At 45.4% G+C, this 15,288-nt stretch carries 16 protein-coding genes and 1 tRNA gene; 5 read left to right on the top strand and 12 right to left on the bottom strand.

Features of this window, described 5'->3' with window-relative positions:
- The first annotated feature begins 88 nt into the window (after positions 1 to 88).
- Positions 89 to 523, top strand: a complete 435-nt coding sequence (gene ccmS / locus QUB70_RS08605) for a beta-carboxysome assembly chaperone CcmS (protein WP_332979639.1) — start codon at positions 89 to 91, stop codon at positions 521 to 523.
- Between the two features lie 138 nt (positions 524 to 661).
- On the opposite strand, the gene QUB70_RS08600 is transcribed toward ccmS, so the two are convergent.
- The 4 genes from QUB70_RS08600 to QUB70_RS08585 all read right to left on the bottom strand — a co-directional run bounded on the left by QUB70_RS08600 (position 662) and on the right by QUB70_RS08585 (position 5,355).
- Entirely contained in the window at positions 662 to 1,831 is a 1,170-nt protein-coding gene (locus QUB70_RS08600) for a class I SAM-dependent methyltransferase (RefSeq protein WP_332979637.1), read from the bottom strand.
- Between the two features lie 282 nt (positions 1,832 to 2,113).
- Positions 2,114 to 2,500, bottom strand: coding sequence for a hypothetical protein (locus QUB70_RS08595; RefSeq protein ID WP_332979636.1), 387 nt, complete (start codon positions 2,498 to 2,500; stop codon positions 2,114 to 2,116).
- Positions 2,501 to 2,565: 65 nt separating this feature from the next.
- Positions 2,566 to 4,146, bottom strand: a complete 1,581-nt coding sequence (locus tag QUB70_RS08590; RefSeq protein WP_332979635.1) for a serine hydrolase — start codon at positions 4,144 to 4,146, stop codon at positions 2,566 to 2,568.
- Positions 4,147 to 4,566: 420 nt separating this feature from the next.
- A complete protein-coding gene (locus QUB70_RS08585; RefSeq protein ID WP_332979681.1) occupies positions 4,567 to 5,355 on the bottom strand; it encodes an RNA methyltransferase in 789 nt (262 codons plus the stop codon).
- 187 nt (positions 5,356 to 5,542) lie between these two features.
- Here QUB70_RS08585 and QUB70_RS32655 point away from each other — a divergent pair, with 187 nt between their 5' ends.
- Both QUB70_RS32655 and QUB70_RS08575 read left to right on the top strand, forming a co-directional pair.
- Entirely contained in the window at positions 5,543 to 5,818 is a 276-nt protein-coding gene (locus tag QUB70_RS32655) for a hypothetical protein (protein WP_442927739.1), read from the top strand.
- Between the two features lie 58 nt (positions 5,819 to 5,876).
- A complete protein-coding gene (locus QUB70_RS08575) occupies positions 5,877 to 6,812 on the top strand; it encodes an isoaspartyl peptidase/L-asparaginase (RefSeq protein WP_332979632.1) in 936 nt (311 codons plus the stop codon).
- Between the two features lie 174 nt (positions 6,813 to 6,986).
- Here the strand turns inward: QUB70_RS08575 and QUB70_RS08570 are convergent, their stop codons facing one another.
- The 7 genes from QUB70_RS08570 to QUB70_RS08540 form a co-directional block, all read right to left on the bottom strand.
- Positions 6,987 to 7,160: a hypothetical protein gene (locus QUB70_RS08570; RefSeq protein ID WP_332979631.1), complete on the bottom strand. Its 174-nt coding sequence runs from the start codon at positions 7,158 to 7,160 to the stop codon at positions 6,987 to 6,989.
- Between the two features lie 157 nt (positions 7,161 to 7,317).
- A complete protein-coding gene (locus QUB70_RS08565) occupies positions 7,318 to 7,887 on the bottom strand; it encodes a transposase (RefSeq protein ID WP_332979630.1) in 570 nt (189 codons plus the stop codon).
- Between the two features lie 27 nt (positions 7,888 to 7,914).
- Positions 7,915 to 8,253: a helix-turn-helix domain-containing protein gene (locus tag QUB70_RS08560; RefSeq protein WP_332979680.1), complete on the bottom strand. Its 339-nt coding sequence runs from the start codon at positions 8,251 to 8,253 to the stop codon at positions 7,915 to 7,917.
- Between the two features lie 126 nt (positions 8,254 to 8,379).
- Entirely contained in the window at positions 8,380 to 8,574 is a 195-nt protein-coding gene (locus QUB70_RS32650) for a helix-turn-helix domain-containing protein (protein ID WP_442927738.1), read from the bottom strand.
- Between the two features lie 208 nt (positions 8,575 to 8,782).
- Positions 8,783 to 9,427, bottom strand: coding sequence for a hypothetical protein (locus tag QUB70_RS08550; protein WP_332979629.1), 645 nt, complete (start codon positions 9,425 to 9,427; stop codon positions 8,783 to 8,785).
- Between the two features lie 23 nt (positions 9,428 to 9,450).
- On the bottom strand, positions 9,451 to 10,398 hold the full coding sequence (locus QUB70_RS08545) for a PIN domain-containing protein (RefSeq protein WP_332979627.1): 948 nt from the start codon (positions 10,396 to 10,398) through the stop codon (positions 9,451 to 9,453).
- A 237-nt stretch (positions 10,399 to 10,635) separates the two neighbouring features.
- Positions 10,636 to 12,264 (bottom strand): site-2 protease family protein, encoded by a 1,629-nt coding sequence (locus QUB70_RS08540; RefSeq protein WP_332979626.1) that lies wholly within the window; start codon positions 12,262 to 12,264, stop codon positions 10,636 to 10,638.
- A gap of 127 nt (positions 12,265 to 12,391) precedes the next feature.
- On the opposite strand from QUB70_RS08540, the gene QUB70_RS08535 reads away from it, so the two are divergent.
- Positions 12,392 to 12,586 (top strand): hypothetical protein, encoded by a 195-nt coding sequence (locus QUB70_RS08535; protein ID WP_332979625.1) that lies wholly within the window; start codon positions 12,392 to 12,394, stop codon positions 12,584 to 12,586.
- Between the two features lie 68 nt (positions 12,587 to 12,654).
- On the opposite strand, the gene QUB70_RS08530 is transcribed toward QUB70_RS08535, so the two are convergent.
- Positions 12,655 to 12,728, bottom strand: a tRNA-Arg gene (locus tag QUB70_RS08530).
- 1,344 nt (positions 12,729 to 14,072) lie between these two features.
- Between QUB70_RS08530 and QUB70_RS08525 the strand changes: the two genes are divergently transcribed.
- Positions 14,073 to 14,747 carry an Npun_F0813 family protein gene (locus QUB70_RS08525; protein WP_332979624.1) on the top strand — a complete coding sequence of 225 codons (675 nt, stop codon included), beginning with the start codon at positions 14,073 to 14,075 and terminating at the stop codon, positions 14,745 to 14,747.
- Positions 14,748 to 15,288 lie beyond the last annotated feature (541 nt).

Here is a 15,288-nt window from a genome sequence, read left to right as displayed (position 1 = left end):
AGTCAACTGCCAACTGCCAACTGCCAACTGACAACTGACAACTGACAACTGACTGTAAAATATTAGTCTATACAAACAAGAAGAAAAAATGTTTCTATTTGATAGCCCTGAGTCCAAACGCAACGAAAATAGCTGGAGTCGCAAGTTAGATAAATTTGTGAAAGCTAATCAACATGAATTGGCTGCTTTGGCTTGGGGACTATTTCTAGAAAGGGGAGAAGAAAGCGAGGAAATTTTGGCAATTGATATTGCAGAAACAGCGCGTTTTGTGTATTGTAAGAAAGAGGCGGTTGAAGAGTTGAACCGTCAAGTAAAAAGCCATATTCAAGAAGTTGTAGGTGTGTTGAACGCTCACAAACCTGAGAAAGAAGTGGCGATTTTGGCGATCGGCGAAGGTCAAATCAAGTTGATTCTTTTTGAACCTAAGCCTGAACCTCCTGTTTGTTTTGAGGAAGCTGCGACGGATGTTGATACATTGCTGGCTAGGCTGGAACAGCAGATGGCCGAATACATGAAAGGATAAGTCTCTGGGCGGGTGGGCTTACGAGATAGTTAGTTTTCAACAATTATGGTTGGGAACACCCGCTCCGCAGAGCGCAAATTATACAATAATTAATCAAAGCGAACAAATTATCTGCTAGGTCGTTTTCAACAATTTCCCCTAAACTTTCCGGCGACACAAAATCAATTTGTAATAACTACAAGAACCTGTTAGAGGCTCCAAAATAAACCCCATTAACAGACCAGCAACCGAGTTTCTGACTAAATATTTTGGCAGTAAAAAAGCGATGACCTTAGCTCGCCAATAGGACTTTAGGAATTTGAGAGATATTTTTTTTAACCTCCCAAGGGTTGGTAGAATAGCAAAAGATAAATCTTCGCTTTTTTCTACATGAAAACCTGCGGAATTTGCGAGAGCGAGCCAATTCTCGATTTCAGCAAAGCCATGCTGCACTGCCATGCTAGCTTCTGTTAAACAGGTAGCCATTTGCAAGTCTCTATCAAATGTTGCGAGTGGGGCTTTGCGATAACCATCAAACACAATCAGTTGACCGCCCGGACGCAAGATTCGGAAAATTTCTGCTAGAGGTTTTTGGGGTTGTTTGGCATGGCACAAGCACTCGAAAGCAAACACAATATCAAATGATTCATCGGGAAAATCAAGTTGGTTAAAATCCCCAATTTTAAAGGATAAATTATTGATTTTAGTGGTTTTTTGCGTGGCAAGTTTAATATGCAATGGGGTCAAATCTACTCCAGTAAATTTAACGTTTGGATATCGTTCTGCCAAAAATTGACTGTTAAATCCTTTACCGCAGCCAATTTCTAAAACATCTTTAGCAAAAAGCCGATCGATTTGTGCGCCGACTATTTGAGGTTGGACGTAGTAACCATCTGCTTTAAATACACCATCAAAGTTTAAAGCCATGTGTATGGCGTCTCGCTCGGAATGATAGAAACGATAGCCCAACTCGCTTTGAGTGTAGTAAGGTACTGTAATATTGGTGTCGAATTCTTTCAGGATGCGCTCGCAACCAAATAATCTGTCAATTTGAGCTAGCGCTTCTGATAAAGTTAATTGATAATTCAGGGTAGAATTATCTTGGTTAAAGCCTCTTTTCAAGAGTTTAATAATAGTCTGTTGCAAATAATGCCTCCAATCGTTAATGATTTGCAAATTTACATTATCGCACTTTTGTTTACAGTCTTGCGCTCCAGGATAATACAGCATATTCCATGTATATGTAGTACACACAATCTTGATATCGCCCGTGTAAGGTGCGTCGCCATCTGTCTGGCGAGCAAGTTTTATCCAATAGACCTCTTGCAAAAATCCTTTTAATTAAATTCTGGAACGGGCTCTCCGGCCCATTCCACAAGAAAAAAAATTTTGTGGGATGGGCATCTTGCCCGTCCTAGTTATTTTTGCAAGAGGTCTAATATCTCGCAGCGACGCACCCGGAGGATTAACACCACACAATATAGCTGCTGCTGTACTTAATGAACCTGGAATATTTTGTATAAACAGTCCTGGATGCAGTCCGAACCCTAGAAACCGGGTTTTTTACCGAATCTACTTAGCTCTTTGCACAGTTGTTCAAAATTGAGATAACTAGCGAATTGGCCCATTGTAATCAACTATCACCCTTCCATCTTGAGAAACCGTAACAACCGTTTCTACAGTATAGACAGACGTACCGGGTTTGTACCCTTGAAAAGTAAAAGTCCAAGTCCCATTGCCATTGTCAACAAACGGCGATTCCTTAGAAGTACCGTGCATAGAAGCTTCAGCTCGATAGTTGCCTAAACCCCCATTAGCCCTTTCTGCTGCTTGACGGGCTAAGTTTTTTGCCCGATTCAGTTCGATATTATTGTTAATCACTGTCACGCCGTCGGTTTCATATTGAGGCGCAGGATTAGCATTAGTCAAGGTGGGGGAGACTCCAACAGCTAAAGTTGAGAGGGCTATTAGACAAGTGAGTCGGATGTTGAGTTTCATAAAACAAACAGATTTATAGTTTCATAACGTCTACGAGACTTGCCAGAAAAAACCCGGTTGAATTTTCAATTTTTAATTTTCAATTTTGAATCCGCTGGCGTTTCCCCGTCGTTCAAATAGCGGTAACTCATCCGAGAAATATCCCGAATCAATGTTTGAGCTGGTTTCTCGGTTTCCGGCGGATGCTTCACCATCACCGCCACTAGATAACGCTTGCCGTTCGGCAAATCTACCATCCCCGCATCCGCTAGCATTGTATCAATGTTGCCGGTTTTGTGAGCAATAACTGAACCTTCGCCCAAACCTTTCGGCAGCAAAGAAGCGTTTTGAGTTTGGCGCATAATTTGCAAAATACGATCGCGCGACTTGACCGAAACCAAATTTCCGCGATCGATCTGGGCTATGATATTAATCAAATCCTTCGGACTGGTAGTATTAGTTCCCTCCAAATCCGGCAACTTATTGCGAAGAACCGTGGTACTCAAACCCCAAGTTGCAAAATGCTGATTCAAAACCTCAGCACCTCCCAACAACTCAATCATCATATTTGTCGCCGTATTGTCGCTGACAACAATCATCTTTTTAGCAACTTCCAAAGCCGAATACTTCTTGCCGGGAGCGTCGTCTTGCATCTCCCCAGAACCGCCCACAATGTGTTCGGGCTTTAGCGTCAGCGTCTGATCTAACTGCACTTTGCCTTCATCTACTGCTTGGAAAAAAGCTACTAAAATTGGCAGTTTAATCGTGCTAGCTGAAGCAAAAGCAGCATCGCCGTTAAAATTTAGGTAGCTTCCTGTATCTAAATCAACTAGAAATATTCCGGCCGTCAAAGTAGGATTTTCTGTGGCTAAAATCTGAACTTGAGTTTTTAAAGCTCCTAATTCTTGATTCAGTTGCAGCGCTTCTGGGGCCGCGGGTGCAGCAGATGCGCTATCGGCTGGGTTTGGCTGCCCTGGGGTGGTTTGTTCTTCTGCCGCTACAGTCGATCGACTCACAGCATTCACCACAGACAGCAGCGTCCCGCAAATCACCGCAATCCCAACTCCCAAAATCAGCAAGCGAGTAGCGTACACCAATGGCGGCACGCTCCGAGGCGCAGAGCGTTTGCCAGGTTTCTGGCTCGCTTGCGGGCGCGGTTTAGGCAGGGGGGCTTTTTTGGCATTTGGGGGCATTCCCGTGTCTGGAATGCGCGCTGGAGGCGAACTGGGGCGACTTCCACGGGTTGGAGTGGGAGTGGCAGTTGGGAGCTGGCTGGTGGGATTGCTGGCGATCGAACTGACTTTTTCCAGATTCGGGTCGGGAAAATCGAACATATCGACAGCAGCGAGACCCTTTTTGCGGGGTTGGCGACTCTTGGACTGGGGAGTTTTGCTGGTGGTTCGGGGTTTTCTGGGGTTAATTGCCGATCGGGGATCGGATAAAAAGTCTTGTGCAGTCAATTCTTCCGAAGGTGCGGGAGAATTGGCTTTAATTCTGCTGCTGCGGCTTGGTTGCGGTGGCAAAGTCGAAGGTTCTGGCGATCGAATTTCTGGATTGCCGTTTTGCGGTTGGGGAGGGCGGCGGCGGCCCGAGTTGCCAGACTGACTTGCTTTGCCGGACTTAGGCTGCTTTGAGCCGGAGTTGGGAGAGGATATCGAGGATATCACCGATAATATCGATCCTTTGGGAAACCGCTCTGCCACGTCTTACTCCTTCATCACTACTGTAAAGTTCAAGTTTAAGATTTTTCAGCTTGCCAGCCAATCAATTTTAGATTTTAGATTTTAGATTTTAGATTTACCCCAGACGCTGCATGGTATCAGCAACCGGGTTTATTGCTCGCAAATTATCGCAAAGCTTAGGTTTTTAGTCAACAAACCCTGTTATGAAGGTGACAAGTGGGTGCAGAGTGTTCTCTAGGCCTCTTGCAAAAGTCCTTTTAATCAAATTTTGGAACGGGCAAGATGCCCATTCCACAAGAAAAAACTTTTTGTGGGATGGGCATCTTGCCCGTCCCAGCTATTTTTGCAAGAGGTCTTCTGTGAAAAAAATCCTCAACCTCAAATCCCAAATTATCGGCATTTCCCCTAGTTATCCGTTGGATTTTCCGGCAACGCCCCATCTAGAGTATCAGAAAATGTCTCTCGCGGGTAACTTTTTATTGCCCATTCTGTTTGGCGCAGCACCCCCCGAAGCATCGCGACTTCATCTACTGTCGGATATGCCCTGTTGTACAAACGCCGAAATTTTTCCATCCGGCTTGCTGCTGTGTGCTGCTGCAAATATCCAATTTTTAGTAACAGCGTTTCTAGTTGCTGGTAATATCCCTCTAAATTTTCCAAGGGAGCCGATTCTTCCTGGCTGCTGACAACTGACAACTGACAACTGACAACTGACTTGTATAGTTCGTAACAGCAGATAGCGACTGCTTGGGCGAGATTTAGGGAAGTGTAGGCGTCGCTGGAGGGAATGCGGATCAGGCGTTGAGCGCGGTTTAATTCGGCATTGGTCAAGCCGCAGTCTTCTCGACCGAAAATTAGGGCGCTGGGGGCTTCTAGGAGCCAAGGCAAGGCGTCTGCGGGTTCTTCTAGTCGTGTTGGTAACGATCGACAATCATCCCCTGTAGTTGCGATCGATCTGACACACCCAACCAAAGCAGCGGGCAAACTCTCGACTACTTTGGCAGTTTCCAATATGTCGGCGGCGCGAACAGCCATCAGTCGGGCCTCTTCCCCTAAATAATCGCACTGGGGATTTACCAAAATTAATTGGTGCAAACCCATATTTTTCATGACGCGGGCAACAGAACCGACATTCAATGGGCCTGCGGGTTCGACTAAGACTATTCGGATGTTGGCGTCGGCCGTTTCGAGCATTTTTATTTGGGGAGATGTTTGGCAGAAATTGGGTTGTTTCCTTAGCAACAGGCAAGATGCCTGTTGCACAATCAAATTCAACTCTTGTGGAACAGGCCGGAAAGCCTGTTCATACTCGCCAGATGCCTGTTCCACAATCAAATTCAACTCTTGTGGAACAAGCATCTTGCCTGTTCATAATCGCCAGATGTCTGTTCCACAATCAAATTCAACTCTTGTGGAACAGGCCGGAAAGCCTGTTCATAAAAATGGTACAAAATGTGAATTAGTTAATCTATTGTCAAAATTAGCATGGCCAAGCAGCGAGCGAAATCCGATTTACCGACAAAAATGTGCCCGGTGTGCGATCGACCTTTTACTTGGCGCAAAAAATGGGCGGACTGCTGGGATGAGGTCAAATACTGCTCCGAACGTTGTTGTCGCCGCCGCCGTTTGGCCGCTCAAGATTAAGAATTTAGGGTAATTTGCTCGATCGAGGCTAAGATTGCAAAGGAAAAATTTTAGGTTATTAGGTTATAAGTATGGCATCGCAACAAGTGCAACCAAAGCTAGTTATTCACGGCGGTGCCGGCAGTTCTCTACACAGTAAAGGCGGAATTGAGGCGGTGCGGAAATCGCTTTACGATGTTTTGGAGGAAGTTTATCCGCTGCTGAAAGACGGTGCAAGTGCCGTAGATGCAGTGGTGCGGGGCTGCCAATTGTTGGAAGATGACCCGCGATTCAATGCCGGTACTGGTTCTGTGGTGCAGTCGGACGGTCAAATTCGGATGAGTGCTTCGCTGATGGACGGTTTGATGCAGCGTTTCAGCGGGGCGATTAATGTTTCTCGCGTTCAACATCCGATCGAACTTGCTCAATTTTTGCAGCATTCGGACGATCGGGTTCTCTCTGATTTTGGTTCGGCGGAATTGCTGCGAGAACTTCAATTGCCGATTTACGATCCGATGACGGATTTGCGCTTGCACGAGTGGATGCAGGAACGCCAAGGTAATTTTAGCAAAGCAATGGCTGACGTGGTTGCCGAACCGGCGGGTATGGGTACGATCGGAGTCGTAGCTTTGGATGTTCACGGACGCTTGGCTGCTGGAACTTCGACTGGCGGCAAGGGTTTTGAGCGCATCGGGCGGGTTAGCGACTCAGCGATGCCGGCGGGAAATTACGCGACTGGAAGTGCGGCGGTAAGCTGTACGGGGATTGGCGAGCACATTATGGACGAGTGTTTGGCGGCGCGAATTGTGATTCGGGTGACAGATGGTTTCAGTTTGAAAGCTGCTTTTGAGCGTTCTTTTGCTGAAGCTGACGATCGTCAACGGGATTTTGGCGCAATTGGAATTGATGCTAGCGGGGCGATCGCTTTCGGCAAAACTAGCGAGGTGATTTTGGGTGCTTTTCACAACGGTATGGAAATGGGCGATACTTTGGAAATGAGCAAGGGAACGCTGGTTTTTATTGCTTAAAAAGGGTTCTCGATCGGTGTTAGTTTTATATCAAATCGGGTGGCATCAGAATTGATATTACCCACACTCAGGATACGGCGCCGTGCCGTTTCTCTACAATTAATCGGGCGATGCTTGCAGAAAAAGCGAGGAAGATTGATTATTTTGGGGTAGGGAAACGGCATTGCCGTGTCTTCATTCCTGAGACTTAGAAATTGAGCAAATTTTTTCCTGCAATCTGGTAAAAATTAATTCACCATCAGTCACTTTTCCTTGAACAATTTGCTGAGTACCGATAGCAATTTTTTGTCTCAGTTCTGCCAGACGATTCTGTTTCAATGCACGATTTCTTTCTTCTGGCAGTTGCATTGTCTGGGCCCCTCTAAAAAACCTTAAATCATATCGTTTCCGGTTGCATCGGAATGATATAGCAATCCTAAATGATTTTCTAGACCTAGAGCAATCATAATTAATTTTCTGCGTGCAATTATATTTATGTATTTTGGGGAAATCAAATTTATGTTCGTTAGTAAAAAAATCTCTCCAAAAATTTAACAATCTTAAAAGACCTACATAAATACCAATACTTGCTTAAAAATTTTTTAACTTGTAACCAAATATCTTCAACGGGATTCTGTTGGGGAGTATTTGGAGCAAATAAAATACAAGTAATTGACCACTCATCAGGCTCTTTGTCACCATTTACTTCTAATAAACAATCTCTAAATTCGCCATATTTATGATAACTGGCTCCATCCCAAATCAAGATAATCTTCCGATTTTTATATTTATCTTGTAAGTATTTTATGGATTTAACTGTTGATTTTCCATGACCAGATGGATGGCTCTGAACATGGAATTCTTTGCTTTGATAATTGAGTGCGCCAAAATAAGTTTGTCTATCTTTTTCATTGGTAATTGGGACTTCAATTCTGATTTTTGATTGACCCCAAACATAACCATTTAGGTCGCCATGAAGTAGATGACATTCATCTAAAAACAATACTATTGTTTCCCCAGATTCTATACCAGCCTTGTTTTGTAAAAAAATGTTGTTAATTTCTTCCGTCTTTTTTTTAACCAGTTCGACATCCAATTTATGATTGATTTTTTGAGTTTTTTTTCAACTAATCTTTGGCAGATCGAAAAGTTCATAGTAACTCTGTTTAGATTTATATATCGCACCAAACTCTCGATCTAAATAAGTAACAAGCTCATCTAAATTCCAATATTCTTTATTCTTTAGCCACTCAATTACTTCAGTCTTTTGTAGAGCTGTTAAATACCCGGGCGACCCTTTATGCCCTAGCTTGATTCCTTCGATGCCTTTGGTTTGAAATTGTTTTTTCCAATGACCAACAAAAAATTCACTTACACCGAGAATTTTGCTAATCTCATGGTAGAACTTGCCTTCGACAGCCATCCTTACAGCTATTGCTCGTTTAAGTTCTCTTGCATCGATATCACTTTTAATGAAAGATTCTAATTGAATTATTTACTTTTCCATATCTTTGAGGGGCAGTTTTAAGTTATTCATCTTTTTATTGTCACAATCAAGTATTGTATATAATTGTAAGCTGTTCTGCATTTAAACTACACAGTCACAATTTGATAAAGTTCTTGTGGGGTGGGCGTCTCGCCCGCACAAAAAATGCAATTTAGATGTAGAACAGCTTAGTGCTAGTGAATCATTCCATACAACCCGACAGCAACCAAACAATTTAGCAAGGCTACGAGCTTGCTGAATGTTTGGATATATGCGGTATTGGTATCGTTGTTTCATAAAACTATTATACCAGTAAAACAATCACTAAAAAATGTATATACGTTAAGACTTTAACTAACTTAAAAAAGAAGGCGGTTGAAACCGCTGCCGACTTTTCTCCGTGTCTAAAGCCAGGGGCTTGCGTCTCGCTTTCCGGTCAGTGCGGGTTTATTGAAATTACTTGACCGAATTCGGGGATCGAAATGAACAATTCTGAGGATTTCCGTTAGTTCGCAGCCTTAACATCCTGCCACCAAACCTGGACATAAGGCCAGAATGTTTTATCATCATCTAGCTTGACTGTCACTTCATAGCGATCGATCTGAGTGAGTTCGCCCGTTTTACCATTCAACTGCAATTGTTTGGGATCGTCGGTGCTAATTTCTACCCTTTGATTCAACAACGGCAGCATCTGGGTAGAAGAACCCTGAAACGGATTTTTGCCTCTAAGCACATAGCCGCCAATTAAAAATAAGTACATTGAGGCTAGGAAAAATACTGTACATAAACCCACAATTAACAGCGTTTTTTGTTGTGAAAAACTGGTATAAACGCTCGTACATCCTACGATCGTAGTTCCAAAAAACAACAAATTTGGCAGGTACAGCCCATCTTCCAGAAACACGCTACCAAAAAACATGAGGGCTACCTGACAACCAAATAATGCAGCCACCCAACCCCACCCAGTTAGCAACGATGCAGACAGCAGCCAATTCATTGCAACAGTAAGGGCGATCGCCATTGCTATTGCCCCAAGTGGTGCTGCATAATCGTACTGTCTGAAGGGAAGAAGAACAAAAAAGACTAAAGCATAAGCAAAACCTGCAAAAGCCAGTGCTAATCCACTAATTATTTCGTTCCAGTTCAGCATTGTCAAAAGAGTTGCATTGTCGATCACTTAGGGTCGATCGACTTGACAAACTCTCGCACAGGCTGCGGTAGAGCCGGCACAAAAGTCTTTCTAAAACCCCTAACATCGAACACTCGCCACAAAATACCTACCGCTACCGTCAAGAAAAATAACGCTCCCAAAAAATTGAACGCAGCAGACAGAAAACCGCTGTCCCTTTTTTTCGGGGGTGTAATATGTTTCATGCGATATACAGCCGGCTCGTAATCTCTCGTCTCCTCCAGACTGCGCGGCGTTTTGGGGCGCGAACTCGCACTGCGGCTCCCAGTCAAACCCGTTTTATTAGTTTTAGTAGAACTGCTGGGCGACTTCAACTCAGAAGTGCCGCGCGTCTCCGTTAACTTGCTAGCAGAAGTCCCGGTTTTGCCAACAGCAGCATCCTGAATTCTACTGTTAGAGCGCTGAGTCAATTTGCGTTCGGCGAGGGTGCGCATCAAACTTTGCAATTGCTGAGTCGCCGCCGGCGGGCGTTCCCCTTTCCTCGCCCAATTTAACAGCATCGCCCCGGTAATCCCGGAGAGATTCGCAGCCCCCACAGAAGCCAACCGCTTTAGCAGAGGCTGGCTGTTGGACACAAAAATCACCAATTCGTCTGGGTGTTCCTGAGCCAAACCGTAAACGCACTGAGCCGTCGCCACCACCAGCATTGCTTGCTTGCTTTGATTTTTAATAGAAGGTTCCAGAGCTCGGTGCGTCTCTTGAGCGTCAGTTGCAATCCAGCCGCTGTCGGCAAAAAATCGCATAAATTCTCTAGCTACTTGCTCTTGAGCTTTTTCCACCGCTTGCCCTGTCAGACGATCTATTTCGTCGTACACTACTTCCGGGATGTAACAAGTTCCCACCTGGGCATATTCTTGCCACACTTGGGTTCTGCCAGCCATCAAAACATCTGCATCAAAAGTTACCAATACAGGAGGAAGTTGATTAGCCATGACTTTATCCTAGATGCTCAGATAGATGATTTTTACTTTATCGATCGAGTTTAAACAAATTTTGGTTTGTACAGAAATCAACTTTGGTAATAGATAAATAACCAGGGGCTCTTAAGTGGCAATTAGTAGTTACGAACCCGATCGCCCTTCCGTTCCCCAGTTCGATCGCCCAATTCCTAGATTTCACTAATCTACCGCAACCCAAGAGCCGATTACATGAAAGTCCTGCGGCTGCTGTTAGTTCCCGATTAATAGACGGCCCGCCAAAGCCGGAGTCAACGGCAACAGCGCAGCAACCATCAAGAACAAAGCTAGCAAACCCAAAGCCGCGCGAGCGTCGTCCGGCTCAGTCAGCTCGTTGAGGCTCGGCCGCTCCAGATTCCGCTGTAAAATCAGAATCACGATCGCCCAATACAGAGCCAAAGGATTAACTAAAGAAGCGATCGCCAGCACCACAAACGTCGCCAAAGTCGCGCGACTGGCTATTTTCCGGCCGTAGATTGCTTGTACGATTCTACCCCCATCCAACTGTCCCGCCGGCATCAAATTAATCGCCGTGATTACCAAGCCCAACCAACCGATAACTACCAGCGGGTGAACATCAACAATCGGCTGTTGCAAGGCCGAACCCAAAACCACTTTTGCCAAAATTCCCACCAAAACCGAGCCCTTGAAATATTCTGCGGGAATTTGAAACAAACTGCCGGGGTGAGACAGCAGCAAACCCGTTACCAGCATTGCCAGAGCAACTGTTCCCCCAGCCGCGGCCCCAGCAAAAGCGATGTCAAACAAAACTTTACGGTTGGGTAGCAGCGACTCAAAACGGTCGATCGCCCCAAAAGAACCTATCTGGAAAGTTGGTATAAAAAACGGCCAACTCAAGCGAATCTTGTACCTATTTGCGACCACTCGGCGTGCAATTTCGCCTGAGCCTAAAACCGCCCAAATTCCCGCTGCCATTGGCAAAACTTCTAGATATCGATGCGGCGAGTTAAAGAAATCGAAACCCAGCAGCAAACCGCCTGTTTCCAAGCTGGTAGCAATTGTTGCCAGCAACAGCACGACTGCTAGGATTTTTTGAGATACGGTAGCTGGCTGCGGGTCGTTTGTGCTGGGCAAGATAATAACTACCGGCTTGTCGTCCTGATTTTCTACTAAAAATAGGCGGTAGCGATCGTTTAATCTTTCTTGCAAACTTGCCGTCAAACGCGAGTGTACTTGTTCTGGATCTCCCCGGAGATTGCCTTTCAAGATTACCCCATCTTGATAGGGAATCGTTTCTGTGGCAAAGTAAGTATCGATGCCAAAGATGCCTTTAATTGCCTTGAGGTCTTCAACTGGAACGGGAATTATTTCTAATTCATTAGTCGCAGGTGGCGATGTGACGATCTTAATCATTTCTTTGGCTGGTGCCGGCCCAGAGTCAGGGGCCGAGAAACCGTCGCTTTGGGACTTTAACTCAGCAGGATCGCGCGAGTTCCGCACTGCATCGGAGGCAGCCTTACGCAATTGCCGGCCCAGATAAATGTACAATCCCGTGGATGCGACGAGCAGCAACAATACCGCAACTAGACTCAGGTAAATGCCGGCGGCGAACAAACCAAAGAACAGCAGCCAGGGACTCATCAGCGCCACTGACTGCAACCAAGCCAAAATTCCCAGTTTGCCAAAAGGTCTGGCGCGATAAAACCCCCAACCCAGAATTAAGAGAGCAACCAATATGAGTGCAATTGTTGCCGTATTTTCCGATGCAATTATCGGCATTCCGGTTGCTTGCGCCAATAGGGGCTTTAATCGGTCGATCGCGCTGCGGTCGAGTAATAGCATTAAATTTTGGGGAATATGAAATATAGTTGCTGGGAACATATCCAAACCTGTCGGAAACTAGCCTGACTACTAAGGATAACGCCTGAAGGCTACTCGGCTCACAACCGGCTGCTGCTGCCGCTGTTTTAGCATCGCAGGCGATTGCTATTGACACAATAGACTTTTTATGATACTACCTCGGCTGTGGCAAACATCTACTCAGAGGGGTAGCAGCGATCGCCATCGGGAAGCGGGAAGATTCGCCCCGTATCAACCGGAAATAGGGCTGCTGGATGTCGCGCGTTCAAGACAAGCAATGTTTCGGATACCGAAATCCGAAACAAATGCGAAACAAAATGCGAAACAAACGCACAACAAATAAGGTTTGAGCCGCTCTCTCCTTTGCGGTAAAGAACGGCTCAAACCCTTGATATCATTAGGTTTGGTTGACGGGTACGGCAGGACTTGAACCTGCGGCTCGCTGCTTAGAAGGCAGCTACTCTATCCAACTGAGTTACGCACCCAACTCAAAAATTGCTAACAACATTATTGTATCGGTGCAGTGTGCGATCGAGCAAGTAAATATTAGACCTCTTGCAAAAATCCTTTCATCAATTGATGGGACGGGCTCTGGGGCCCGTCCCACAAGAGTTATTTTTTATTGTGGGATGGGCCCCAGAGCCCGTCCTAATTATTTTTGCAAGAGGTCTATTTGATGACTTACGCATAAACCGGTTTGATGTACGAAAATACGTCAAGCATCAAAAGCAATAGTTTTGAAACACTCACCGACTTTGACACTCTCAGGGCTGAAGCCGCTGAGATTCTGCTGACAGAGTAGTTTTAGGTAAAACCCAAGTCTAACTCTCGCTACGGCCGCCAAACGCCGTCTACTTAGTCGCCTAAGTCAAGCTTAGGTTTCTAGCTACTTTTGTTTTCAATGCTTTCAGAATCCATCACTCAGCCAAGACGCGGTACGCTCCACAACCTGCCTTTATTTGCTCTTTCCTGTCATACTGCACTAGGACTAAAACCTAACCGTTGTTTCATAGGAGCCGGGATTTCTCCGATACTAGGATGCTTCAATACGTAGATGTTTTTGTTCTTACTCCCGGTCTGATTGTAGCACAAAGACACGGGGACTGAAGTCCCCCGCGTCGCTTTCCTCTCAGGGCTGAAGCCACGCTCGTTTCCCGCTTCCCGTATTGTTTTTATGAGGTGCGGTGATTCTTGACACTGGCGAGATCCATCCGCTCCGCAAGCATAGTCTTACGTTTTCGACCAGGCTATTTAGAGTCGTGGCAGTTCCCTATCCCGACGCGAGCGCGATTGTAACACAAAGCCGTGCTTTAAGGACGGGGTTTAAAACCCAATTTTTTGATAAATTTAGCCAAGTTTTGTATAGCAGTTGAGCCACAGTGACTAATTTGCCGATCTTTAGCTATGTGTGCGAACCTTCCGATCGAGTTGATATTTGAGAAAAATGTGGTAGAACTAGGATTGAAAGACTAAGGTGAAAATCCCTGATGGTACGGAGCCTCTATATATAAGCGGACTCTATGGCATCAAAGCAAAATAGTCAATCGCCCGATCGGCACGATCGCGAAAATCAAGCGTTGCCAGTACAGCAGTCGTAAGTTGTGCGCGGGGGATTTTCCTTCGTGCATTAGTTTATATGCCAAGGTTGAGAAACAATCTCAGCTTAGATATTTGTTAGCATTTGTTAGCAAAAAAGTATCAAAACGCTTGAGGAGGGCAATCCTGCTAATTTAAGTGGACTCGTTCAATCAAGAATCCCCTCGCCTTTAGGCTTGGAGAGTGTCAAAAGCACAGCACCTCGGCCATGACAGGAGTCAAATCGCAGTGTCATGTTTATTCTGAAACGGCAGGATGTTGAAATAACCAATTTTCAACACCCAAAACGGGATCAACAAATTCCCATTCTCAATTATCAGGGGCAGACTTTTCGCCTAATCAGCGCCTTCAACGGCAAGCAAGCAGAAGACGCCAGAGCCTTGTGGCGGGACTTAACCGACAACCGAGGCAAAGCCTGTGTTCTGCTAGAAGAGCCGGATCGATATAGCGTCTGGGGAAAAGTCCGTTTAGATCAGCTTGCCGGCGAAGAACCGGCAGGTACTGAATCCGCCAAAGCACCGCTGTTCGCGCAGGCTTGCCTGCTGCTGCTCCAAGCTGTTTACTTCGATGTAGAAGACCTCTTAGGCGCAAGGCAAGCCGCATCGTTTCAGAAAGATATCGCCAAGGTATTTCAGCAGGGAAACTTCCCCCAGGCAGACTCCCCTGATGCAATCAAAAATTGGCTAACCGTTAGTCCCTTGCAAAATCACAAGGTACCCCCTTGGCAAGAGCAACATCTCAAGACCTTATTGCAAGAACTCCACCGTTTGGGCAAATCATATTTTGGCGATACGGGCTTCGCTGAGGGAGTTAGCGATGTGCTGCAAGATATGCCAGCACCGGATCGGACTCAGTTTCTAGATTGGCTGAAACAATCAGCCCTCAACAAGTTGTGGCTCGCAGCATAGAAAATCTTTGACAATTGCTCAGACAATTGGACGCAGATAATTGAGCCGAGATAATTGCACTGTAGGGAGTACGCGATATACAGGTTGGATTGCTAACTTGTATTGACCAACCAAATTGTTGAGTCGGTTTGGAGGCAACCTACAGTCTGGCAATTTAGCTAAATTTCGATCGCACTCTCCACCCACAATCATTGATATGAGTGGGGGAGTGCGAAAGCAAAAAAAACAGAGACAGCAACATTTGAGGGTATAATTTAAGAGAGAGATTTGGTAGTGTAAAAGCCTTAATGGTGGAGACATAAACCGTCTTTCTATCATCTATTTCCGGGCAAAAGATAGACTAACGACTAATTCCTTGAATTAGTAAATAGATATGATTCTTGCTTAGTCTTTCTCTTAGTGTACGAGGGCAAAAATCCCGACGACACGCACGCTTGACGCCAGTTTTTCCCGGAGCGTCAGATCAATGTTATTGCGCGAAATAATCCTCATCTACAATCAAAAATAAAAGATTGAGATGGGGTGCGTTCAACCGCTAGTT

It is taken from the genome of Microcoleus sp. A003_D6 (assembly GCF_036702825.1).
GTDB lineage: Bacteria > Cyanobacteriota > Cyanobacteriia > Cyanobacteriales > Microcoleaceae > Microcoleus.
This window is presented reverse-complemented; position numbering and strand designations above follow the sequence as displayed.

What these genes read in the sequence shown, in the direction of transcription:
- QUB70_RS08535 (WP_332979625.1), top strand. Translation starts at nt 12,392, where the DNA reads ATGATACTACCTCGGCTGTGGCAAACATCTACTCAGAGGGGTAGCAGC.
- QUB70_RS08540 (WP_332979626.1), bottom strand. Translation starts at nt 12,264, where the DNA reads ATGTTCCCAGCAACTATATTTCATATTCCCCAAAATTTAATGCTATTA.
- QUB70_RS08575 (WP_332979632.1), top strand. Translation starts at nt 5,877, where the DNA reads ATGGCATCGCAACAAGTGCAACCAAAGCTAGTTATTCACGGCGGTGCC.
- QUB70_RS08595 (WP_332979636.1), bottom strand. Translation starts at nt 2,500, where the DNA reads ATGAAACTCAACATCCGACTCACTTGTCTAATAGCCCTCTCAACTTTA.
- QUB70_RS08585 (WP_332979681.1), bottom strand. Translation starts at nt 5,355, where the DNA reads ATGCTCGAAACGGCCGACGCCAACATCCGAATAGTCTTAGTCGAACCC.
- ccmS (WP_332979639.1), top strand. Translation starts at nt 89, where the DNA reads ATGTTTCTATTTGATAGCCCTGAGTCCAAACGCAACGAAAATAGCTGG.
- QUB70_RS08550 (WP_332979629.1), bottom strand. Translation starts at nt 9,427, where the DNA reads ATGCTGAACTGGAACGAAATAATTAGTGGATTAGCACTGGCTTTTGCA.
- QUB70_RS08525 (WP_332979624.1), top strand. Translation starts at nt 14,073, where the DNA reads ATGTTTATTCTGAAACGGCAGGATGTTGAAATAACCAATTTTCAACAC.
- QUB70_RS32655 (WP_442927739.1), top strand. Translation starts at nt 5,543, where the DNA reads ATGTCTGTTCCACAATCAAATTCAACTCTTGTGGAACAGGCCGGAAAG.
- QUB70_RS32650 (WP_442927738.1), bottom strand. Translation starts at nt 8,574, where the DNA reads ATGAAACAACGATACCAATACCGCATATATCCAAACATTCAGCAAGCT.
- QUB70_RS08545 (WP_332979627.1), bottom strand. Translation starts at nt 10,398, where the DNA reads ATGGCTAATCAACTTCCTCCTGTATTGGTAACTTTTGATGCAGATGTT.
- QUB70_RS08570 (WP_332979631.1), bottom strand. Translation starts at nt 7,160, where the DNA reads ATGCAACTGCCAGAAGAAAGAAATCGTGCATTGAAACAGAATCGTCTG.